This window comes from Streptomyces sp. NPDC104307 (genome assembly GCF_055584045.1).
In genome coordinates, this window is the sequence record NZ_JBVJMU010000001.1 from 26,893 (window position 1) to 49,834 (window position 22,942).

Annotated in this window: 3 protein-coding genes; all 3 read right to left on the minus strand. The window is 73.1% G+C overall.

The genetic code is table 11. The annotated features are described in order from the left end of the window. Positions 1–58 precede the first annotated feature (58 nt). The 3 genes from ACZ601_RS00110 to ACZ601_RS00120 all read right to left on the minus strand — a co-directional run bounded on the left by ACZ601_RS00110 (position 59) and on the right by ACZ601_RS00120 (position 22,788). Positions 59–7,627: an amino acid adenylation domain-containing protein gene (locus tag ACZ601_RS00110; protein ID WP_469531550.1), complete on the minus strand. Its 7,569-nt coding sequence runs from the start codon at positions 7,625–7,627 to the stop codon at positions 59–61. Further along, positions 7,624–22,167, minus strand: coding sequence for an amino acid adenylation domain-containing protein (locus tag ACZ601_RS00115; RefSeq protein ID WP_469531551.1), 14,544 nt, complete (start codon positions 22,165–22,167; stop codon positions 7,624–7,626). Before ACZ601_RS00115 ends, ACZ601_RS00110 begins: the two co-directional genes overlap by 4 nt. 402 nt (positions 22,168–22,569) lie before the next feature. Then, a complete protein-coding gene (locus ACZ601_RS00120; RefSeq protein ID WP_469531553.1) occupies positions 22,570–22,788 on the minus strand; it encodes an MbtH family protein in 219 nt (72 codons plus the stop codon). Positions 22,789–22,942: the final 154 nt, after the last annotated feature.

Consider the following 22,942-nt stretch of genomic DNA (forward strand, 5'->3'; position numbering starts at 1 on the left):
TGTCTCCGGCACGGTGACGCCGCCTCGGCCGGGCATCGAGGCGGCGTCCGGCCGTCCGCTACGAACGGGCCGGTGCCTTCGGAGCGGGCAGGTGGCCTGTTCCGTGGAAGTACGTGAGGTAGCGGACCAGGATCTCGTCGGTGAGGGGTTTCTGGTGGATGCCCAATGCCGCCGCGGCTCCGGCTGTCCGGCGGGAGTCGAAGCGGCGGAGGTCCTTGGCCTCCGGCCGGCTCCGGCCCTCGTCGCCGAGGAAGAGCTGCGCGGCGTTGTCGGGCTGCGCGGCCACGCGGGCCTGCCACTGCGGCGCGGGTACGGTTCGCAGCTCGTGCCCGAGCCGGGCGGCCGCTTCGAAGACGCGGTCCAGGCCCGGCGCGTCCGGGTTGGTGAGGTGGTACGTCTGCGCGCCGGCCGGTCCGGACAGGGCGAGGGCCACGACCGCGGCGCTGACGTAGTCGACGGGTACCCAGCCCGTCGAACCGTGGGGCAGGTCGGGTACCGCTCCGGCCTGGAGGCAGCCCTTGATGAGCTGCCACAGCAGGTCGCGGTCCTGGCAGGCCCCGGTGGTGGTGTCGCCGCTGATCCGGCCGGGGCGGTGGACGGTCACCGGCAGGCCTCGTTCGCGGGCCAGGCCGACGAGTCCTTCGGCGACCCACTTGCTCTGTCCGTACCCGTCGGGCAGTTCGGGCGCGGGGCCCGTCGGCGTCGACTCCGTGATGGTGAGGGGATCGGGGCCGGGGGCAGGGGCGTACACGCCGGTGGTCGAGATGTAGTGCATTCCGGGTGAGGCGGAGTCGGCCAGCAGACGCAGCAGTTCTTCGGTGCCGGCCACATTCGCGTCGCGCAGATCACCGTACGCGGCGGCGAAGTTGACTCGCGCGCCGTTGTGCAGGACGGTGCCGAGGCGGCGGGCCAGGGCGGTCCTGTCCTCGGGCGACAGGCCCAGGCCCGGGGCGGCGAGATCGCCCGGAACAGCGTGGATCAGGTCCTCGTACCGGGGGCGCCACAGGCCGTAGCGCTCCAGGTTGGCGCGCAGCCGGTGGGCGGCGCTGTGACCGTCCCGCGCCCTGACGAGGCAGTCGACGGGCCCGTCCGTCGTCTCGATGAGGTCGCGCAGCAGGAACGCGCCGAGGAAGCCGGAGGCACCGGTCAGCAGGGGCCGGGTGGACGGACGCAGGGGGCTGCGCGGAGCGGGCAGGAGGTCCGGGGCCGGCCGGCGGGCGCCCGAGATGTCCTCGGACAGCCGGACCTCTGAGGCGAGGTCCGTCGTGACGGCGTCCGCCTGGTCCTCCTCCCCCGTCGTGCGCCCCAGCAGGCGGTCGATCCCTTCGACGGTGGGCGCCGCGAACAGGGCCCGCAAGGAGGGGCGCCGGCCGCATCGCTCCCCGATTCGCCGGGCCAGGGTGACGGCGAGCAGGGAGTGGCCGCCCAGGGCGAAGAAGTCGTCCGTGACGCCCACCTCCGGCACGCCGAGTGTCTCCGCGAACACCTCGCACAGGATGCGTTCGCGGGCGGTGCGCGGTGGGCGGCCGCCCACCGGAGCGGCACGGTCGGGGGCGGGCAGTGCGCGCCGGTCGGTCTTCCCGTTGGGGGTGACGGGCAGCGCTGCGAGGCTGACGTGGGCGGCCGGGACCATGTGGTCGGGCAGGCTCGCCGCGAGGTGTGCGCGCACCTCGTCCTCGTCCGGGCCCGGCGTGCCGTCCGCGGGCACGGTGTAGACGACCAGGCGCCGGTCACCGGGCCGGTCCTCACGGACGGCGGCGCAGGCCGCGGCCACCCCGGGCATCGCGCCGAGGACCGCCTCGATCTCACCGAGTTCGATGCGGAAGCCCCGGAGTTTGACCTGGTCGTCGACCCGGGAGACGTAGCTGAGCTCCCCCTGCGCCGTCCAGCGCACCAGGTCGCCCGTGCGGTACATGCGGCCCCCGGTGCGGTCGAACGGGTTGGCCAGGAACCGGGAGGCGGTGAGTGCGGCGCGGCCGTGGTAGCCGCGGGCGACCCCCGCCCCGGAGACGTACAGCTCACCGACTACGCCGGGCGGTACGGGTGCCAGCCGGTCATCCAGGACGTGGACCGTGGTGCCATCGACCGGGGCTCCGATGGACACCGTGCGCTCGGGTGCCAGTGGACCGTCCGCGTGCTGGCGGCCGCTCATGGTGGCGCAGACGGTGGTCTCGGTGGGTCCGTAGGCGTTGACGAGGAACCGGTCGCCCGCCCAGGTGTGCACCAGGGCGGGCGGGCACGCCTCACCGGCGAGGACCATGGTGGTGCCGGCCGGCAGCGAGTCCGGCGGCATCACGGCGAGTGCGGCGGGTGGCAGGGTGAGGTGGGTGATGGAGCGCTCGCGGACCAGCGCCGCCAGGGTGGGGCCGGGCAGCAGTGCGTCGCGCTCGTCGATCTCCAGGCAGGCTCCGGAGAGCAGCCCCATGCACAGCTCCCAGAACGCGGCGTCGAAGCTGACGGACGCCATGTGCAGGACCCGGCTGCCCGGGGTGACGTTCAGCCGGTCGCTCTGGGTCCGTGCCATGGCGCCGACGCCCCGGTGCGTGACGACGACGCCCTTGGGCCGGCCGGTGGAACCGGACGTGTAGATGACGTACGCGGGATGTGCCGGGTGCGGAGCCGTGCCGGTGGGGGCGGTCGCCGGGGCGCGGGTGCCGAGTTGGTCGGCGTACAGGTGCGGCACGGTGGCCGGGGGCAGGCGGCGGTGGATGGCCGCAGTGGTGAGGAGCAGGCGCGGGGCGGCGTCGTCGAGCATGTACGAGAGGCGCTGGGCCGGGTAGTCGGGGTCGAGCGGTACGTAGGCCGCTCCGGTCCTGAGGACGGCGAGCAGGGCCACCACGAGGTGGTGGGTGCGGGGCAGGGCGACGGCGACGCGGTCCTCCGGGCCGATGCCCTGTGCGGCGAGGTGGTGGGCGAGGGTCTCGGCGCGGGCGTCGAGTTCGCCGTAGGTGAGGGTGGTCGTGGCGTCGCGCACGGCCGGGGCGTCGGGGGTGCGCCGGACCCACTGCTCGAAGAGTGCGGGGACCGTCGACCCGGTGTGGTGCTCGACGGGCCCGGTCCCCCAGTCGGTGAGGCGGGCACGCTCGGCGGCGGTGAGTACGTCGTAGGTGTGCAGGGGGCGCTCGGGGTCCGCGGTGACGGCGTCGAGCAGCAGGACGAGCCGGTCGGCGAGGCCGTGGACCGTCGCCTCGTCGAAGAGTTCCGTCGCGTAGTCGACCGAGGCCCGCATGCCGTCCGGGGCGCCGCTTTCGTCGTACGTCTCGGTGAAGGTGAACGAGAGGTCGAACTTGCTGACCCCGGCGACGACCGGTACGCCGCTCACGGACAGGTCCGGCAGGTCGATGGCGGCGGCGGGCGCGTGGTTCTGCAGGACGAGCATGGTCTGGAAGAGGGGGTGGTGGCTCTGTGAACGCGTGGGGTTGAGCAGTTCGACCAGTCGCTCGAAGGGGACGTCCTGATGTGCGTACGCGGAGAGGTTGGAGTCCTTCACGCGGTCGAGCAGTTCGAGGAACGTCGGGTCGCCTGTCAGATCCGTGCGCAGCACGAGGGTGTTGACGAAGAGTCCGACGAGGCCGGAGGCGGCTTCGTCGGTGCGTCCGGCGACTGCCGTGCCGAGCGGGATGTCGTCGCCGGCGCCGTGCCGTGACAGTACGGTCGACAGGGCGGCCTGGAGGACCATGAAGGCGCTGCATCCGCTGGTCCGGGCGAGTTGCGCGATCTGCCTGGAGGTGGTGGGGGCGACGGCGAAGTCATAGGTGGCTCCGGTGTGCCGGGGCACGGCCGGGCGCGACCGGTCCCAGGGCAGCCCGATCATCTCCGGGAGGCCGTCCAGCGCGATTTTCCAGTAGTCCAGTTGGCGCGATACGACGCTTTCCGGGTCGTGCTCGTCGCCCAGGAGGCCGCGTTGCCAGAGGGTGTGGTCGGCGTAGTCGACGGGCAGTGCGGGCAGTGCGGGTTGCTCGGCGCGGATCCGGGCCCGGTAAGCGGCGCCGAGGTCGTGGACGAGAGGTGCGAGGGAGGAGCCGTCGGCGGCGATGTGGTGGATCACCAGCACCAGGACGTGGGCTTCGTCGGCCAGGCTCAACAGGGTCGCCTGGAGCGGGAGATGGTGCTCGATGTCGATCGGCTCTGCCGTGGCGGCTGCGATCCTGTGGCGGATCTTGTCCTCGTCGATCGTCTCCTGGGCGAACGGGAGCCGGACGTCTTCCGGAGCGATGATGTGCTGGTGCGCTCCGGTGTCGCCCTCGGGGAAGACCGTGCGCAGGGCGGCGTGCCGGATGACGACGTCGTGCAGGGCCAGGCGCAGGGCCTCCGTGTCGAGCGGTCCGCCGATGCGTACGGCGAAGGGGATGTTGTACGTGGCGGAGGGGCCTTCGAGCCGGTGGAGGAACCACAGCCGCTGCTGGGCGTACGAGAGCGGAATCGTGGCGGGACGTTCCTGCGGGGTGAGGGCGGGGCGGGGCGGACGGCCCGATTCCGCCAGGGCGGTGGCGAGTGCGGCGACGGTGGGGTTCTCGAAGAGGGTGCGGATCTCGGTCTCGGTGTCGAGGGTGGCGCGGACCCGGCCCACCAGTCGGGTGGCGAGCAGGGAGTGGCCGCCCAGGGCGAAGAAGCTGTCGTCGATACCGACGCGCTCCACGCCGAGCACGTCGGCGAAGAGACCGGCGAGGATCTCTTCCATCGCGCTGCGCGGCGGGCGGCCCTGCGCGGCGGGCGGGCCGTCGGGCCTGGACAGGGCTGCGCGGTCGAGCTTGCCGTTGGGGGTCAACGGCAGCGTGTCGACCGGCTGGATGACGGAGGGCACCATATAGGCGGGCAGGTGGTGTCCGACGTGGGCGGCGAGCCGGTCCGGGTCCGGGGCGGGCCGCCCGGGTGCGGGGACGACGTAGGCGGTGAGGGTGCGGTCGCCGGGCAGGTCCTCGCGGACCAGGACGCAGGCGGCGTGGACCGACGGATCGGTGCGGAGCACCGTCTCGATCTCGGCGGGCTCGATGCGGTGGCCGCGGAGTTTGATCTGCTGGTCGGACCTGGCCACGTAGTGGAGGAGGCCTTCGGCGTCCCGGCGTACGAGGTCGCCGGTGCGGTACATGCGCTCCCCGGCTTCGGAGAACGGGTCGGCGACGAATCGGGTGGCGGTGAGGCCGGGCCGGCCCAGATAGCCGCGCGCCACTCCGGCGCCCGCGATGTACAGCTCGCCCTCCGCGCCTGCCGGGACGGGTCGCATCGCCGCGTCCAGGACGTAGCCGCGCACGCCGTCGAGCGGCCGGCCGATCGGGGCGGCGCCGGTGGGTTCGTCGCCGGGGCGGACGTGGTGGATGGTGGCGAAGGTGGTCGTCTCGGTGGGGCCGTAGACGTGCAGGACGGTGGTGCCGGGGTGAGCGGCGGCGACGCGTTGCAGGATGCCGGGTGCGGCGGCCTCGCCTCCGGTGATGACCATGGGCAGTCGGCCCAGGGCGCCCGGGTCCGCTTCCGCGAGGACGTTGAACAGGGCCGTGGTCAGGAACGCCGACGTCAGGCCGTGCCGGGTGACGAGGTCCCTGAGGACGGCGGGCTGGAGCGTGCCTTCGGGTGCCACGACGACGCGGCCCCCGTTGAGGAGCGGGGCCCAGATCTCGAAGGTGGAGGCGTCGAAGACGTACGCCGAGTGCAGGAGGACGGCGTCGGCAGCGCCGTCCTGCCAGGCCTGGTGCGAGGCGAGGGCGGTCACGTCGGCGTGGGTGACGCCGACGCCCTTGGGGAGGCCGGTGGAGCCGGAGGTGAACATCACGTACGCGAGCCGGGCTCCGCCCGTGACCGCGGGGAGAGCGCCCGGCCCGGCGAGGTCCCCTTGTCTGACTCGGCCGGCGGCGTCGACGCTCAGCACAGCTGTTTCGGGGCCGAGTTCTCGTACCCAGGGGTGCGTGCGGGTGCTCTCGTCGACGATCAGGACACGCACGGCGGCCACCTCCGCGACCTGGCGGAGCCGTTCCACCGGCCAGCGCGGGTCGAGGGGCACGTAGGCGGCGCCCGCGCGCAGGGCGGCCAGGGAGGCGGTGACGGTGGCGGCGGAGCGGGCCACGAGGATGCCGACGCCGTCCTCCGCGCCGGTCCCGGCCGCTGTCAGGGCGCCGGCGAGACCGTCCGAGAGGTCACAGAGCCGGCGGTAGGTGAGCTGCTCGCCCGCGCCGGACACGGCCACCGCGTCCGGGTGCCGGGCCGCGTTCCTCGCGACAGCGTCCGGGATGCTCATATCGATTGATCCGGTGGCCAGTTCGGCGCCGCGCCCCTGGGAGAGCAGGGTCTCGCGCTCACCGTCCAGGAGGACGGGCAGGGCGTCGGCGGGGCGGTCGAGCCCTTGTGCCATCGCCGTCAGCAGGCGCCGCATGCGGGCGACCGTCCGGGCCACGTCGTCGTGGTCCAGGACGGCGGCCCGGTAGCCGAAGGTGATCCTCAGGGTGTCGCCCGGGGCGATGGTGAGGGTGAGCGGGTAGTGCGCGGCGTCCGTACCGCTGAACCCGGTGACGGCGAGACCGGGCAGTCCGCGCTGTGCGGTGCGCAGGGCCTCGTCGTCCATCGGGTAGTTCTCGAACACGGTGAGGGTGTCGAAGAGTTCGTCCAGTGCGGTGACGGCCCGGATCTCGCTCAGGCCCACGTGCTGGCTGCCGAGGAGCCGGCCCTGTTCCTCCTGGAGCCGGGTCAGGAGCGCGGCCAGGGTCTCGCCGGGCTCGGGCCGCAGTCGTACCGGCACGGTGTTGATGAACAGGCCGATCATCGACTCGATGCCGGGGATCTCCGGCGGCCGGCCGGACACGGTGGCGCCGAACACGACGTCGGGGCGTCCGGTGAGGTGTCCGAGCAGCAGGCCCCAGGCGCCCTGTACCAGGGTGTTGAGGGTGAGGCGGTGGGCGCGGGCGGTCTCGCGGAGCCGGTCCGTCGTGGCCGCGTCCAGTTCGAGCACCAGGGTTTCGGGCAGCTCGGCGGAGTCCGGCGCGCCCACGCGACCGGGTCCGGCGATCAGGGTCGGCGCCTCGATCCCGGCCAGGGCGGTGGCCCAGGCGTCCAGCGCGGCCGCGCGGTCCTGCCGGGCGAGCCAGCCGAGATAGGTGCGGTAGGGGGTGACGCGCGGCAGGGTGCTGTCGTCGCCCCCGGTCGCGTACAGCTCGAAGAGCTCCCGTACGAGCAGGGGCATCGACCAGCCGTCGAACAGAATGTGATGGCTCGTCATGACGAGGCGGTGGCGCTGCGGAGCGGTGCGCACCAGGGTGAACCGCAGCAGGGGCGGGGTGGTCAGGTCGAAGCGGCGGGTGCGGTCGGCGGCGAGGAACGCGGTGAGGCGTTCCTCGGTCGTGCCCCTGTCGTTCGGGCCTGTCAGGTCGAGTTCCTCCAGCGGCACCGGCACCTCGGCGGCTACGGCCTGCACGGGCTCGTCGAGGCCCTCGTGGAGGAAGCCGACGCGCAGGTTGGCGTGCCTGCGCAGCAGGCTGCCGATGGCGGAGCGCAGCGCGGGGACGCCGACGGGGCCTTCGAGGTCGAAGACGAACTGCGCGGTGTAGACGTCCACGGCGTGCGAGTCGTACAAGGCGTGGAAGTGCATGCCTGCCTGAAGCGGCGTCAGCGGTAGTACGTCCTCCAACTGGAAACCGGTCACTTGCGTCCACCCCACTTGTTCTGCAGTCGGTCGATCTGGGCCTGGTTGAGCGACACCAGGGGAAGGTCAGACGGTGTGTAGCCGCCCGCGTCGGGTCGTTCGGCGTGGTCCGCGATGGCACGCAGCGCCCGGGTGAAAGCGTCGGTCAGGGCGCCCACGTCCTCCTCCTTGAGGAGGTCACTGGGCCAGGTCCAGCGGGTCACGAGTCGCGGGCCGTCCGGCAGGTCCTCGGTGTGCGCGTTGATGTCGAGGACGTGGTGCACGGGCATGTCCGGGTCCTGGCTGCGCGGCCCGCCGCCGTCGAGCAGTACGTCCCAGTCGGCGCCCTCTCCGCCGTCCGGTGTGCCGGGTGAAGCGGCATACCGTCCGAGGTAGTTGAAGCCGATCTGGGGGTCTGCACCGTCGGCCAGCCGGGGGCGGGTCGCCGGGTTGAGGTGGCGCAGCATGCCGTGGCCGACGCCGTGGTCGGGCACGGCCCGCAGCTGTTCCTTGACGCGTTTGACCGCGCGTTCGACCAGTGCGGTGTCGAAGCCTCCTGGTCCGCGTGCGTCGACGGGTCCGGGGTCGAGCCGGACGGGGTAGAGGCTGGTGAACCAGCCGACGGTGCGGGAGAGGTCGATGTGGTCGGCGATCTGTTCGCGGCCGTGGCTCTCCAGGTCGATGAGGACGCCGGTGCCGGTGGGCCGGGGTGCGCCGGGGGCCGCGTCCCGTTCCGCCCGCCAGGTGCGGACGGCGAGGGCGAGGGCGGTGAGCAGGATGTCGTCCACTCCCGCGTGGAAGGCGCCGGGGGCGGTGGTGAGCAGCGACTGTGTCCAGGTGGCGGGCAGGTGGGTGACGAGGGTGCGGGTGCCGTCGGCGGTGTCCAGGTGGGGGTCGAGCGGCCGGTATCCGAGTTGGGGGTCGGGGGTGCTCAGTACGTCCTGCCAGAGGGGCAGTTCGGCTTCCCGCTCGGTGCTCCGCGCCTGGGACGCGAGGAGGTGCGCCCAGGTTCGGTAGGACGTGGTGACGGCGGGCAGGGCCGTGGCAGGGCTCTCTCCCGGGGTGCCGGCTTCGGTGACGGCCTGCCAGGCGCGGGCGAGGTCTGCGGCGAGGACGCGCCAGGAGACGGCGTCGACGGCCAGGTGGTGCACGACGAGCAGCAGGCGCCCCCGGGCGTGCGGTCCGGCGTCGCACCAGACGGCTTCGACCACGTTTCCTTCGGCGGGCCGCAGCCGTTTGCGTACCTGTTCGCCGGCCGCTGTGGTGGCGGCGCGGGCGGCTTCGGCGTCGAGGCCTTCGATGTCTACGCGGGTGAAGCGGCGGCGGGCCGGGACGGCGCCGGGTGGCAGGGCTTCGAGGAGGGGTTCGCCCCCGGCCGGGCGGGTGATGCGCAGGCGGAGCATGTCGTGGTGGTCGATGAGGAGTTGGAGGGCGGCGACGAGTGTGTCCTGCTCGGCTTCCGCGGGTGTGCTCAGTACTCCGGACTGGTTGTAGCCGTCCGTGGTGCCGGGCCGCTCCAGGAGCCAGGCGGCGATGGGTGTCGGCGGCATCTCGCCGGTGCCCTGGTCGGCCCGTGCGGTGGTGTCCTGGTCGAGCGCGGTGGCTGCGGCCGCGATGGCCTCTGGGGTGCGGTGGACGAAGACGTCGCGGGGTGTGACCCCGAACCCGGCCTCCCGGACCCGGCTGACGAGCTGGATCGAGAGGATGCTGTCACCGCCGAGCGCGAAGAAGTCGTCGTCCGTGCGGACGGCCGGGGTGCGCAGGACGGAGGCGAAGACGTCGCACAGGACGCGTTCCGGCGCGGTGCGCGGCTGCCCGCCCGGCCGGGTGGCGGCGGGGCGCTCCGGGGCGGGCAGCTCCCTTCGGTCGGTCTTGCCGTTCTGCAGGAGCGGCAGCGCGTCGAGGGCGACGAAGACGGCGGGCACCATGTAGGGCGGCAGGGCGGAGGTGAGCCGGGTCCGCAGTTCGCTGTCCGTGGGGCGCGCGCTGTCACCGCGCCGGTCGGGAACGGTGTACGCGACCAGGCGCCGCTCCCCCGGCCGGTCCTCGCGGACGAGGGCGCAGGCGGCGGCGATGCCGTCGAGTCCGGTGAGCGCGGCCTCGATCTCGCCGAGCTCGATGCGGAAGCCGTGCAGCTTGACCTGGTGATCGGCGCGCGAGACGTAGGTGAGCAGGCCGTCGGCGTCCCGTTTGACGAGGTCTCCCGTGCGGTACATGCGGCTGCCGGCGGGGCCGTACGGATCGGCTACGAACCGGGTGGCGGTCAGGCCGGGGCGCCCCAGGTAGCCGCGGGCGAGGCCTTCACCCGCGAGGTGGAGCTCTCCGGTGACGCCCGGCGGCACGGGCCGGAGCCCGGCGTCCAGGACGTAGGCGCGGGTGTTGTCGACGGGGCGGCCGAGCGGCACGCCCGCCGTGGTGACGGCTTCCTCGCTCCGGTGCTGGTGGGCGGTGGCGTCGATGGTGGTCTCTGTGGGCCCGTAGAGGTTGTGCACCTCGACCCGCCAGGCCTGTCCGACGCGCTCGGCCAGGGAGGTGGGCAGGGGTTCGCCTCCGCACAGGACGGCTCGCAGCGCCGCGGGCGCGTCCTCCGGGCCGGTCTCGGTGAGGACGACCGAGAGGTGCGAGGGCACGAACTGCGCGAGGGTCACCCCGGCGTCGCGCATGCGGGCGAGCAGTCCGGTGGGGTCGTGGTTGGCGGCGGGCGGCACGGGGCAGGTGGAGCCGCCGTGCAGCAGCGGCAGCCAGGTCTCCCAGACCGAGGCGTCGAAGCTCGGGGAGGTGCGTGCCAGGACCCGGTCCTCGTCGGTGAGCGCGAGGTGGCCGGCCATCCAGGCCATGTGGTTGGTCAGGGACGCGTGAGTGACGACGACGCCCTTGGGCCGGCCGGTGGAGCCCGAGGTGTAGATGACGTACGCCGCGTCGAGCGGGGCCGGTCCGGCGCCGGGCGGGGCCCCGCGCCCCGTGGACCACGCTGCCCGGTCGTCCAGCGGGAGGCACGGGAGGGACGCGGCGTACCGCGCGGCGCGTGCGGTGCCGTGGGTGAGGAGCAGCGCCGGGCGGGCGTCGTCGAGCATGTACGTGATCCGCGCCTCGGGATACTCCAGGTCGACCGGCAGGTAGGCGGCCCCGGCCTTGGCCACCGCCAGCATGGCGACGACCTGGTCGGGTGTGCCTTCCAGGGCGAGGGCGACGAGGTCGCCGCGGCCGATGCCCCGGTCGTGCAGATGGTGGGCCAAGTCGTCGGAGAGCGCGTCCAGTTCGCTGAAGGTGGGCCGGTGTGCGCCGTCCCGCACGGCGATCGCCGCAGGGGTTCTGGCGGACTGTGCGCGGAACGCCTCGGGTGCGGTGCGCGCGGCCAGGGGCCGGGTGGTGCCGTGTGCGGCCCGCTCCAGGCTCTGCCGCTCGGCCGTCTCCAGGACCTCGACCGCGTGGACGCGCCGTCCGGGGTCGGCGGCGAGTGCGGTGAGGAGACGGCTCAGTCGTGCGGCCAGGGCGTGAGCGGTGGTGGGGACGAAGAGTTCGGTGGAGAACTCCAGGATGCCGTCGAGTCCTGCGGGGCGGCCCTCGCCGTCGCGCGTCTCGGTGAAGGTGAAGGTCAGGTCGAATTTACTGATGCCGGTGTGCACGGGCTGCCCGGTCACCGTGAGACCGGGCAGGTCGACGGTGGTGTCCGCCTGGTTCTGGAGGACGAGCATGGTCTGGAACAGCGGGTGGTGGTTCTGGGCCCGCACCGGGCTGAGCGCATCCACCAGTCGTTCGAACGGCACGTCCTGGTGGGCGTAGGCGGCGAGGTCGAACTCCCTGACCCGGTCGATGACTTCGGCGAAGGTGGGGTCTCCCGACAGGTCGGTGCGCAGGACGAGGGTGTTGACGAAGAAGCCCACCAGATCGTCGAGTGCCTCGTCGGTGCGTCCGGCGACGGCGGTGCCGAGCGGGATGTCGTCTCCGGCGCCGTGCCGGGAGAGCAGAACGGACAGCGCGGCCTGGAGCACCATGAAGAGGCTGCTTCCCCGGGACCGGGCGAGTTCCGCGAGGGCCCGGTGGGTGTCCGCGTCGACGGGGAAGGCGAACGCGTCTCCGCCGTGCGCCGTGACGGCCGGGCGCGGGCGGTCGCACGGCAGGTCGAGCAGGTCGGGGGCTCCGGCGAGTGCGGTGCGCCAGAAGTCCAGCTGGCGGGCGGCCTGGCTCGACGGGTCGTCCTCTGCGCCGAGCAGCGCGCGCTGCCACAGGGTGTAGTCGGCGTACTGGACGCCGAGTTCCGTCCAGGCCGGCTCCTCGCCCTCGGCCCGCGCCCGGTAGGCGCGGCCGAGGTCGCGGGCGAGCGGGGCGAGGGACCAGCCGTCACCCGCGATGTGGTGGACGAGCAGCACGAGGACGTGGGATTCGGTGTCGAGCCGCAGCAGCCGTGCCCGCACGGGCAGTTGGGTGCCGACGTCGAAGGTGTGCGCGACCTCTGCGGTCAGTACCTCGTCCAGGTGTGCGGGGTCGGTGTCGCGGGGACCGAGGTCGAGGTCGGCTCCACTGGCGTCGAGGACCAGCTGCCGCGCCACGCCGTCGGTCTCGGGAAAGACGGTGCGCAGGCTTTCGTGGCGTTCGACGACGTCCGCGAGGGCGCTCTCCAGGGCCTCCGCGTCGAGCGGGCCGTCCAGGCGCAGCACCAGCGGCACGTTGTACGTGGCGCTGGGCCCCTCGAACCGGTTGAGGAACCACAGGCGCTGCTGGGCGAAGGACAGCGGCAGCGGATCGGGGCGGTGCGGAGCACGCTCCAGCCGGTTCCTGGCCTTTTCCGCGCCGTCCAGTGTGGCCGCGAGCGCGGCCGGTGTGGGGTGCTCGAAGACGTGTCTGACCTGGACCTCGACGGCGAGCGCGGTGCGGATGCGCGCGGCCAGTCGGGTGGCGAGCAGGGAGTGGCCGCCCAGGGCGAAGAAGTCGTCGTCGGCGCCCGCCCCTTCGAGGCCGAGCACATCGGCGAAGAGTCCGCAGAGGATCTCCTCGCGCGCGGTGCGGGCGGCGCGCCCTCGGACCGGTGCGTGGTGCGCGGGCCGGGGCAGGGCGCCTTGGTCCACCTTTCCGTTGACGGTCAGCGGCAGGGCCTCCAGCGGGACGAACGCGGAGGGCACCATGTAGGCGGGCAGGGACCGGCCGACGGCTCGGGCGAGTTCAGCGGGTTCGGGACGCGCCCCGCCCGCGGGCACCACGTACGCGACGAGCCGCCGGTCGCCCGGGGTGTCCTCGCGGACGACGGCGAAGGAGTCCGCGACGCCCTCGCAGCACGCCAGCACCCCCTCGATCTCACCGAGTTCGATGCGGTAACCGCGCAGCTTCACCTGGCTGTCGGCGCGGGTGACGTAGGCGATCTGTCCGTCGCGGGTCCACCGGACGAGGTCGCCGGTGCGGTACATGCGGCCGCCCGACGCGTCGAACGGATCGGCGACGAACCGGGTGGCGGTCAGTCCGGGGAGTCCGGTGTACCCGCGTGCCACGCCGCGTCCGGCGAGGTACAGCTCACCTGTGACGCCCGGCGGGACCTGGCCCAGGGAGCTGTCGAGGACGTACAGCCGCATGCCGTCCAGGGCGCGCCCGATGGGTGGCGGGCCGGACGGCAGGCCGGCCGCCACGTCGTAGCGGGTGGCGAAGGTGGTCGTCTCTGTGGGTCCGTACACATGGAGGACGCGCGTGCCGGCGGCGGTGCCCGCGATCCGCTGCATCGCGTCCGGTGAGGCCAGTTCTCCTCCGGCGCAGACGAGCCGGAGGCCGGTGAAGGCACCCGGATCGGTTTCTGCGATCATGTTGAACAGGGCTGTCGTCATGAAGACCGCGCTCACTCCGTGCTCCTGCACGGCCTCCCCGAGGGCGCGGGCCTCCAGGACGCCGTCCGGTGCGACGACGATCCTTCCCCCGTGCAGCAGCGGGGCCCAGATCTCGAACGTCGAGGCGTCGAAGACGTACGCCGAGTGCATCAGGACGGCGTTGGCGGCGCCGTCCTGCCAGGCGGAGTCGGCTGTGAGCGCCACCACGTCGGCGTGGGTGACTCCGACTCCCTTGGGCAGACCGGTGGAGCCGGAGGTGAACATGACGTAGGCGAGGGCGCCGGGGCTCCGCACGGTGGCGGGGTGTCCCGGCTGCTCTGGCGCGCCGCGGAGGATACGGCCGAGCCGGTCCACGACCACGACCGGGATCCGGCGCGCGGTCTCGGCCACCCAGGGGGAGGCGAGGGCGTTCTCGTCGACGACGAGGACCCGCACGTCGGCCACCCCGGCCACCTGTTCCAGCCGCTCCGCGGGCCAGCGCGCGTCCAGCGGGACGTACGCGCCGGCCGCGCGGACGGCGCCCAGAGACACCGTCACGACCGCCGGTGACCGGGAGAGCAGTACGCCGATCCCGGTCTCGGGGCGGACGCCCAGGCCTGCCAGGGCGCGGGCCAGGTCGGTGGAGGCCAGGTCGAGTTCGGCGTAGGTGAGGGCGCCGCCGTCGCCGGTGACGGCCACGGTGTCCGGTACGCGGTGGGCCTGGGCCGCGAAGAGCGCGGGCAGGGTGGCGTCCTCGGTGTGCGCCGGCAGTGCTCCGCCGGTCCCCCGGCGCGTGAGGCGGGCGTGCTCGTCCGGTGTCATCAGGTCGTAGCCCGTCAGGGGCAGGGCGGGGTCGGCGGCCGCCTGCTCCAGGAGCCGGACCAGGCGGTCCGCGAGGGCTTCGACGGTGGACCGGTCGAAGAGGGCGGTGGCGTACTCGATCCCGGCGCTGAGGCCGTCTCCGTCGCGCTCCTCGTCGAAGGCGAAGGTGAGGTCGAACTTGCTGAGCCCGTTGTGGACGAGCCGGCTCTCGACGGTGAGACCGGGCAGGCCGGGCAGGGCGGTCTCCTGATTCTGCAGGACCAGCATGGTCTGGAACAGCGGGTGGTGGTTGCGCGCCCTGACGGGGTTCACGCTCTCGACGAGACGCTCGAAGGGCACGTCCTGGTGCGCGTAGGCGGCCAGGTCGAATTCCCTTACCCGCAGCAGGAGTTCGCGGAAGGTCGGGTTGCCGGAGAGGTCCGTGCGCAGGACCAGCGTGTTGACGAAGAACCCGACCAGCTCCTCCAGCGCCTCGTCCGTGCGGCCGGCGACGGGCGAGCCGAGCGGGATGTCGTCGCCCGCGCCGTGCCGGTGCAGCAGGGTGGCCACCGCCGCCTGGAGCACCATGAAGAGGCTGCTCCCCGACTCCCGTGCCAGGCGCAGGAGCCTGGCGTGCAGGGCGGGCGGAACCTCGAAGGTGTGGACGGCTCCCGCGGGGTCTGTGGTGACCGGGCGCGGCCGGTCCAGCGGGAGGTCGATGAGGCCGGGCAGGCCCGCGAGGGCGGTGTGCCAGTGGTCGAGTTGCTGCCGCAGGAGGCTCTGCGGTGCCACCCCGTCGCCCAGGGCGGCGTGCTGCCAGAGGGTGTAGTCGGCGTACTGGAGCGGGGTGCCGGCCGCCGGTCCGGGCTCCCGGCCCGTGAGCCGGGCCGCGTAGGCCTCGCCGAGGTGCCGGGCCAGCGGGGCGAGGGACCAGCCGTCGCCCGCGATGTGGTGCAGGACGAGCACCAGGACGTGGTGGCCGGGCGCGGACCGCAGGAGGAGGGCGCGCAGCGGCGGGTCCGTGATGACGTCGAACGGTTCGCGCACGGCGGCCAGGACGGCGGCCTCCAGATCCGCAGGTGCGGTGCTCAGGACAGGCAGCCGGGGTGTGGCGGTCCCGGCGGGGAGAACCACCTGATGCGGTACGCCGTCGCGTTCGGGGAACAGGGTGCGCAGCGCCTCGTGCCGCTCCACGACGTCACGGAGCGCGGCCCGCAGGGCGTCGGTGTCCAGGGCCCCGTCGAGTTCGAGGACGAGCGGGATGTTGTAGGCGGAGCCGGGTCCTTCGAACCGGTTGAGGAACCACAGGCGCTGCTGCGCGTAGGACAGCGGCAGCGGATCGGGCCGCTGCGCCGCGGGTGCGACCGGCGGGTGGGCCCGGCTCCGGGTGTCCAGGACGCGGGCCAGGCCCGCGACGGTCGGGTGCTCGAAGAGGGTGCGTACGGCGATCTCCGCACCGAGGACGGCGCGGACGCGGCTGACGACGCGCATGGCGAGGAGCGAATGCCCGCCCAGCTCGAAGAAGCTGTCGTGCGGACCCACCTGGGGCCGTCGCAGAACGTCGGCGAAGATGCCGGCGAGCAGGCCTTCCTGGAGGGTGTGCCGCCCCGCTCCGTCGGTGTGGTCCGAGCCCCGCGGGGGCTCCGGCAGGGCGCGCCGGTCCACCTTGCCGTTGGGCAGGAGCGGGAGGTCGTCCAGGATGACGACGGCGCCGGGCACCATGTAGTGCGGCAGGCTCTCCGCGAGGGCGTCGCGCAGGGTGACGGGGCGCTGGGCCGGGTCGCCGGTGACGGCGTAGGCGACGAGGCGGCGCACGCCCGGGGTGTCCTCGCGGATCACGGCACAGGCGGCGGTGACGGTGGGGATCGCCAGCAGTGCGGCCTCGACCTCGCCCAGTTCGATGCGGAAGCCCCGCAGTTTGACCTGGTCGTCCGCGCGTGCGACGTAGTCGAGCAGACCTTGGTGGTTCCACCGCACGAGGTCGCCCGTCCGGTACATCCGTGCGCCCGCCCCGTCGAACGGGTCCGCGACGAATCGCGCGGCGGTCAGGCCGGGGCGGTCGAGGTAGCCGCGGGCGAGGTTGGGACCCGACAGGTACAGCTCACCGGTGACGCCCGGCGCGACGGGCCGCAGCCGGCCGTCGAGGACGTAGGCACGCATGGTGTCGACGGGGCGGCCGATCGGCACGGTCTCGTACGGTGTGCCGGACTCCGTGTGTCCTCCGTCCCCCGGCACGTCGATCCGGTGGGCGGTGGCGTCGATGGTGGCCTCTGTCGGCCCGTAGAGGTTGTGCACGTCGGCCCGCCACAGCTCGGCGGCCTCGGCGGCGAGGGCACGTGGCAGTGGTTCGCCGCCGCACAGCACGGCGCGCAGGCCGGGCAGCGGCGCGGCGTGGGCCGCCTCGGTGAGCACGAGGGCCAGGTGGGAGGGGACGAACTGGGCGAGTGTGACGTCGAATCGGCTCATCCAGGAGACCAGGGCACGGGGTTCGGTGTTGGCCCCGTCCGGCAGCAGGCAGACTTCGGCGCCGTTCATCAGCGGGAGCCAGAGCTCCCACACGGAGGCGTCGAAGCTGGAGGAGGTACGGGCGAGCACCCGGTCGTCCGGAGTGATCGCGAGGTGCCCGGCCATCCAGGCCATGTGGTTGGCCAGTGCGGCGTGCGAGACGACCACGCCCTTCGGGCGGCCGGTGGATCCGGAGGTGTAGATGACGTACGCGGGGTCCGCCGGGTGGGGCGGGTCCAGGACGCGCCCGGCGCGGCCCGTGACCGGAGTGTCGAGGGCGAGCCACGGTACGTCGCAGTCGGACAGCTCCGCGTGGACGTCCGTGGTGCCGAGCAGCAGGACGGGGCGGGCGTCCGCCAGCATGTGGCGGACGCGGGCGGCCGGGTACTGCGGGTCGACCGGCAGGTAGGCGGCGCCGGCCCGCAGCACGGCCAGCATGGCGACGACGGTGTCCACGGAGGGCGGCGCCGCGATGGCCACCCTGGTCTCGCGGCCCGCGCCGCGTTCCCGCAGGAGGTGGGCGAGGGTGTCGGCGCGTGCGTCGAGCTCGGCGTAGGTCAGGCTCGTGTGCGCGTCGCGCACGGCGACGGCGCCGGGTTCACGCGCGGCCCGTTCCCGGATCGCTTCGGTGACGGTACGGGAGGGCAGGGGCCGCTCCAGTCCGCGTCCCTGCGCCAGGAGGCGGTCCCGTTCTGCGGGAGTGAGCGGGTCCAGGTCGCTGATGGGCCGGTCCGGCTCTGTCACGGCCCGGGTGAGGACGTGGGCGAACCGGGTGCTCAGGGCGCGCGCGGTGGCGGCGTCGAAGAGGTCGGTCGCGTACTCCAGGTAGCCGCGGATGCCTCCGCCGACGTCTGCGGCACCGGGCGGGGTGCTCACGGCGGCGCTCCGCGGTGGGCCGGCCTGTCCGCCGGTCCCGGCGGGTCTGGTGACCTCTGCGGATCTGGTGCTCCCGGATGCTTCGGCGGGTCGCGTCACTTCGGTGAGCGAGAACGTCAGGTCGAACTTGCTGCCCCCGCGGTGCCGCGAGCGGTCGTGGACGGTGACGCCCGGCAGTTCGAGACTCGTGCGCTCCTGGTTCTGGAGGACCAGCATGGTCTGGAAGAGGGGGTGGTGGTCGCCGGACCGCTCGGGGTTGACTGCCTCCACGATCCGCTCGAAGGGGATGTCGCCGTGGCTGAGGGCGGCGATGTCGAACGCTTTGACTCTGTCGAGCAGTTGGTGGAACGTCGGGTCGCCGGAGAGGTCGGCGCGCAGGACGACGGTGTTGACGAAGAACCCGACCAGGTCGTCCAGTGCCTCGTCGGTGCGTCCGGCCACGGCGGTGCCCAGCGGGATGTCGGAACCGGCGCCGTGGGCCTGGAGCGTCACGGCCAGGGCTGCCTGGAGCACCATGAAGGGCGTGCAGCCGGCGGCGCGGGCGAGCCGGGTGAGGTCGGCGTGCGCGGCGGCGGGCAGCTCGAAGGGGACGGCGTCGCCCCGATGGCTGGGCACGGCCGGGCGGGGCCGGTCGAGGGGCAGGTCGAGCAGGTCGGGGGCGCCGTGCAGCGCCTCCTTCCAGAAGCCGGCCTGTCGGGCACCCAGGCTGTCCGGGTCGCTGTCGTCGCCGAGCAGCCGGCGCTGCCAGAGGGCGTAGTCGGCGTACTGCACACGCAGGGGAGCCCAGTCGGGGGCGCCCGTGCCCTCGATTCTGGCGCGGTAGGCGGCCGCGAGGTCACGGCTGAGCGGAGCGAGGGACCAGCCGTCCGCGACGACGTGGTGCAGGACGAGGACGAGGACGTGGTGGTCGGGTCCCGGGCGGAGCAGATGGGCACGGACCGCGGTGTCGCCCGCGAGGTCGAAGGGTGCGGTGGTCAGGTGACGTACCGTCTCCTCGGCCCAGGTGTCGGCGTTCTCCCCGGCCCTGGGCTGTTCGACGGCGAGGGGGACGAGCGAGGCGGCGGCGTCCGCGTCCAGGACTTCCTGGCGGGCGACGCCGTCGTGCTCGGCGAAGACCGTGCGCAGGCTCTCGTGCCGGGCGACGACGTCCGCGAGGGCGCCGCGCAGGGCGTCCGCGTCCAGGGGGCCGTCGAGTTCGAGGACGAGCGGGACGTTGTAGCTGCTGTCGGGGCCCTCCGACCGGTTGAGGAACCAGAGGCGCTGCTGCGCGAAGGACAGCGGCACCGCTTCGGGACGGGGCTGCGGGGAGAGGACGGGCCGGGTCGCACCGGTGATGTCCAGGGCCGCGGCGAGGGAGGCGACGGTGGGATGGTCGAAGAGGGTGCCGAGGCCGAGTTCGGCGCCCAGTGCCGTCCGCACCCGGCCGGTGAGACGGGTGGCGAGCAGTGAGTGGCCGCCCAGGGAGAAGAAGTTGTCGTCGATCCCGACCGCCGCCACGCCGAGGACGTCGGCGAAGAGACCGGCCAGGACCTCCTCGTAGGGGGTGCGCGGGGCACGGCCCCCTGACGTGACGGCGCGGGGCGCGGGCAGAGCGTGCCGGTCTACCTTGCCGTTGGGGTTCAGGGGCAGTGCGTCCAGTGTCACGAACGCGGAGGGCACCATGTACGCGGGCAGTGCGCGGCCCGCTCTGCGGGCCAGGGCGGATGCGTCCGGCCGGGCACCGGAAGCCGGTACGACATAGGCGACGAGCCGGCGGTCGCCCGGTATGTCCTCACGGACCACGACGCAGGCGCCTCGTACGTCCGGGGAGGCCAGCAGGACGTTCTCGGTCTCGGCCGGCTCGATGCGGAACCCTCGGAGTTTGATCTGCCCGTCCGCACGCCCGACGTACTCGATGTCGCCGCTCGCGATCCAGCGCACGAGGTCGCCCGTGCGGTACATCCGGCGGCCCGGCGCGTCGTGCGGGTCGGCGAGGAAGCGGGTGGCCGTCAGCGCGGGGTTGCCCAGGTAGCCGCGGGCCACGCCGTGTCCGCCGACGTACAGCTCCCCCACGACGCCGGGCGGCACCATGGCGAGGGTGCCGTCCAGGACGTAGAGGCGCATCCCGTCGAGGGCCCGGCCGATGGGCGGCACGCCCGTGGTACCGGGAACCACCGGATGGCGGGTGGCGAAGGTCGTGGTCTCCGTGGGGCCGTAGACGTGCAGGATGCGGGTGCCGGGCGTCGCGGCGGCGACCCGCTGCATCAGGCCCGGCGTCGCCGCCTCACCGCCGGTGGCGACCACGCGGAGCCCGGCGAACGCGGCCGGGTCCGCCTCGGCCATCACGTTGAACAGGGCCGTCGTCAGGAACAGCGCGGTGACGCGGTGCCGCTCGACCGTGTCGTGGAGGACCCGTGCCTCCAGGACGCCTGGGGGTGCGACGACCACCCGGCCGCCGTTGAGGAGCGGCGCCCAGATCTCGAAGGTGGAGGCGTCGAAGACGTACGCCGAGTGCATCAGCACCGCGTCGGACACGCCGCCCGTCCAGGTGCTGTCGGCGGCCAGCGCGAGGACGTCGGCGTGGGTGACGCCGACGCCCTTGGGGAGGCCGGTGGACCCGGAGGTGAACATCACGTAGGCGAGCCGGTCACCGCGGATCAGGCGCGGCAGCGGTCCGGGCCGCGGCGGGGCGCCACTCAGGACGCCGCCGAGCGAGTCGAGGACGATCAGGGGCAGACCGGCGGCTGTCCGCTCCCGTACCCAGGGCTGCCGGGCCGTCGCCTCGTCGGCCACCAGGGCGCGTACGCGGGCCGCTTCTCCGACTCGGTCGAGCCGTTCGCCGGGCCAGGCCGCGTCCATCGGTACGTACGCCGCTCCGGCGCGGACCGCGCCGAGCGTGGCGGACAGCACGGCCGCCGAGCGGCCGATGAGCACGCCGACGCCGTCCTCGGCCCCGATGCCCCAGCCGGCCAGGGCACCCGCGAGGTCCTCCGCCGCTTCGGCCAGCTCCCGGTACGAGAGCGTGACGACGCCGTCCACCACGGCCGGGGCGTCGGGCGTCCGGCGTGCCTGCGCACCGAACGCCTCCGGCAGGCTCGATGTCACGGTCCCCGCCGGCATGGCGGCACCACGCCCTTGTACGCGGAGGGCCTCGGTGGCGGTCTCGTCGAGGAGCGGCAGGTCGCGCAGCGGGAGGTCGTGGTCCGCGTCCGCGAGAGCGGACAGGAAGGAGACGACGGCGTGCTGGAGCAGCCGCACGTCCTGCGGCCCGTAGAGCTCCGGACTTGCGTCGAATCCGATCAACGGGCCTTTGTCGTCGGCCCGTTCCGAGATGAAGAAGGACACGTCGTCGGCCGGTCCGACGGACAGCACGCGGGAGGCGCCGGGGCTGCCGGCGAAGTCCATGTCGTAGTCGTAGCCCATGATGTTGACGACGACACCGGTGAGTCGGGTCGCGTCATCGGCCATGTTCAGCTCCCGCGCCAGCTGTTCGCGGGAGAACCGGCGGTGCCGCAGGGCGCCGCGCATCTCGGCGGCGACGGCGCGTACGAGAGCGCCGACCGTCATCTCGGGGGTGACGGTGAGGCGCAGCGGCAGGATGTTGGAGGTCATGCCGACGATATGGCGGAGTCCACTGTGACGGCCGTTGGAGGCGAGGCCCACGGTGACGTCCTGTGTTCCGGTGGCCCGGCCGATGTAAGCGGCGACCGCGCTCACCAGGACGGCGCTCCAGGTGGTGCGGTTGGCGGAGGCGATCGTGCGCAGGCGGTCGAGGACGGCGACGGGCAGCGCCTCGCCGGTGTGCAGCCGGACCTCCTCCGGTGCGTCGGGGCCGGCCGGCGGCGGAGCGTCGGTGCGCCGTCGGATGAGCGCCCGGCCGGCGTGCGCGCCCGCTCCGTCGCCCGGCCCGCGCGTGTCAGCGGTGCCGGGTGTGTCCGATGGGGCGCGATCGGCGACCAGGTCCGCGAATCGGCCGGTCCAGTAGGCGCGGTCGGCCTCGTAGCGGTCCGATTCGCGGTAGGCCTCCTCGTCGGCGACGAGATCGCGCAGGGACGCGGCGGGCACCTCGGCCGTGTCGAGGTTCTCGCCCCGCACCGCGCGCCCGTAGAGGTCGGCCACGGTGCGGGTGAAGACGGAGCCGCCGAGGCCGTCGACGGCTATGTGGTGGAACCTCACGTACCAGTAGTGCAGTCGGTCGCTGACGTGGAGCAGGGCGAAGTGGTGGGACGGGGCCTCGATCGTGTCGACGGCGGCCATGTCGTCGGCCAGGTAGCGTTCGACCGCGCCGATGGGGTCCTCTGCGCCGGACAGGTCGATCCGGCGGAGCAGGCTGGTCCCGTCCGGGGAGCGGCGGACGACACGCTGGCGGACCGCGCCGTCCTCGGTGACGAACACGGTGTTGAGGCTGTCGCACAGTGCGGCGGCCCGGTCGAGCGCGGAAGCGAATAACACCTCGTCAAGGCCGCCCCGGACCTCGACGCATTCCCCGATGTTGTATTTCGGGCTCTGCGGATCGACCAGTTGCCCGTACCAGACCCCTTGTTGAGCCACGGTCATCCCGAACAAATCTTCGGGAACAGATTCCGAGGAGTCGGAGTTGTTTTCGCGCATGCCGGATCACACCTTTGGGGAGAGATTTTACGGGGGACGAAAAAGAGCGCGACAAAACCGCCCGCGCCGGCGCCTCGCCTTTGGTCGACTGCGGGCAGATGAAATCACAGAGAAGCGTCGCCGAACCCATGGCATCAGCACCGTGGCACCCCTGCCGACCCGATGGATCGACAGACACTCCACCGACTTCACGTATCGAGGACGATCCGCGAGGCAGTCCATCAATGATTCACGAGAGCCGAATAAAGGCAACATGATCGCTCATGAGCCGGACGTGAATGATTGCCGCTCCAGCCTGATCGATTCTGCTCGATTGCGAGCGAAGGCGATCGGGCTGGAGCGCCGGAGCATGCCCCGTCCTGGGTGGCCGCCTACGGCGGCATCAAGCGCTCGGACGCCCCACTACCCGGCGTCGGCCTCCATCATCCGCACCAGATTGGTGGGCCGCATATCGGTCCACCCAGCCTCGATCGCGTCCAGACACTCCTGACGCGATCCTTCCGGGCCGCCCGCACTCCAGCCGCCCGGGATTTCGATGTGCGCCGGCCACAGCGAGTACTGCCCCTCGCCGTTCACCAGCGTCACGAACCGTCCCGACTCGTCATCGAAAGGATTGGTCACGACCGTCCCCCCACTTGTTCTCGCACTTTCCACGGCATGTTCATCAGCCTTGTTTCTGGCACACCGCAAATCGATGTCTGCGGCGACCCACCGAACCGCCCGCCCCATCACGGTGCGATATCTCGACCACGCGGGGCGAAGATTCGTTACGCCT

Excerpts from the sequence above, each read along its gene's own strand:
- ACZ601_RS00115 (WP_469531551.1), bottom strand. The coding sequence starts at position 22,167 with ATGCGCGAAAACAACTCCGACTCCTCGGAATCTGTTCCCGAAGATTTG.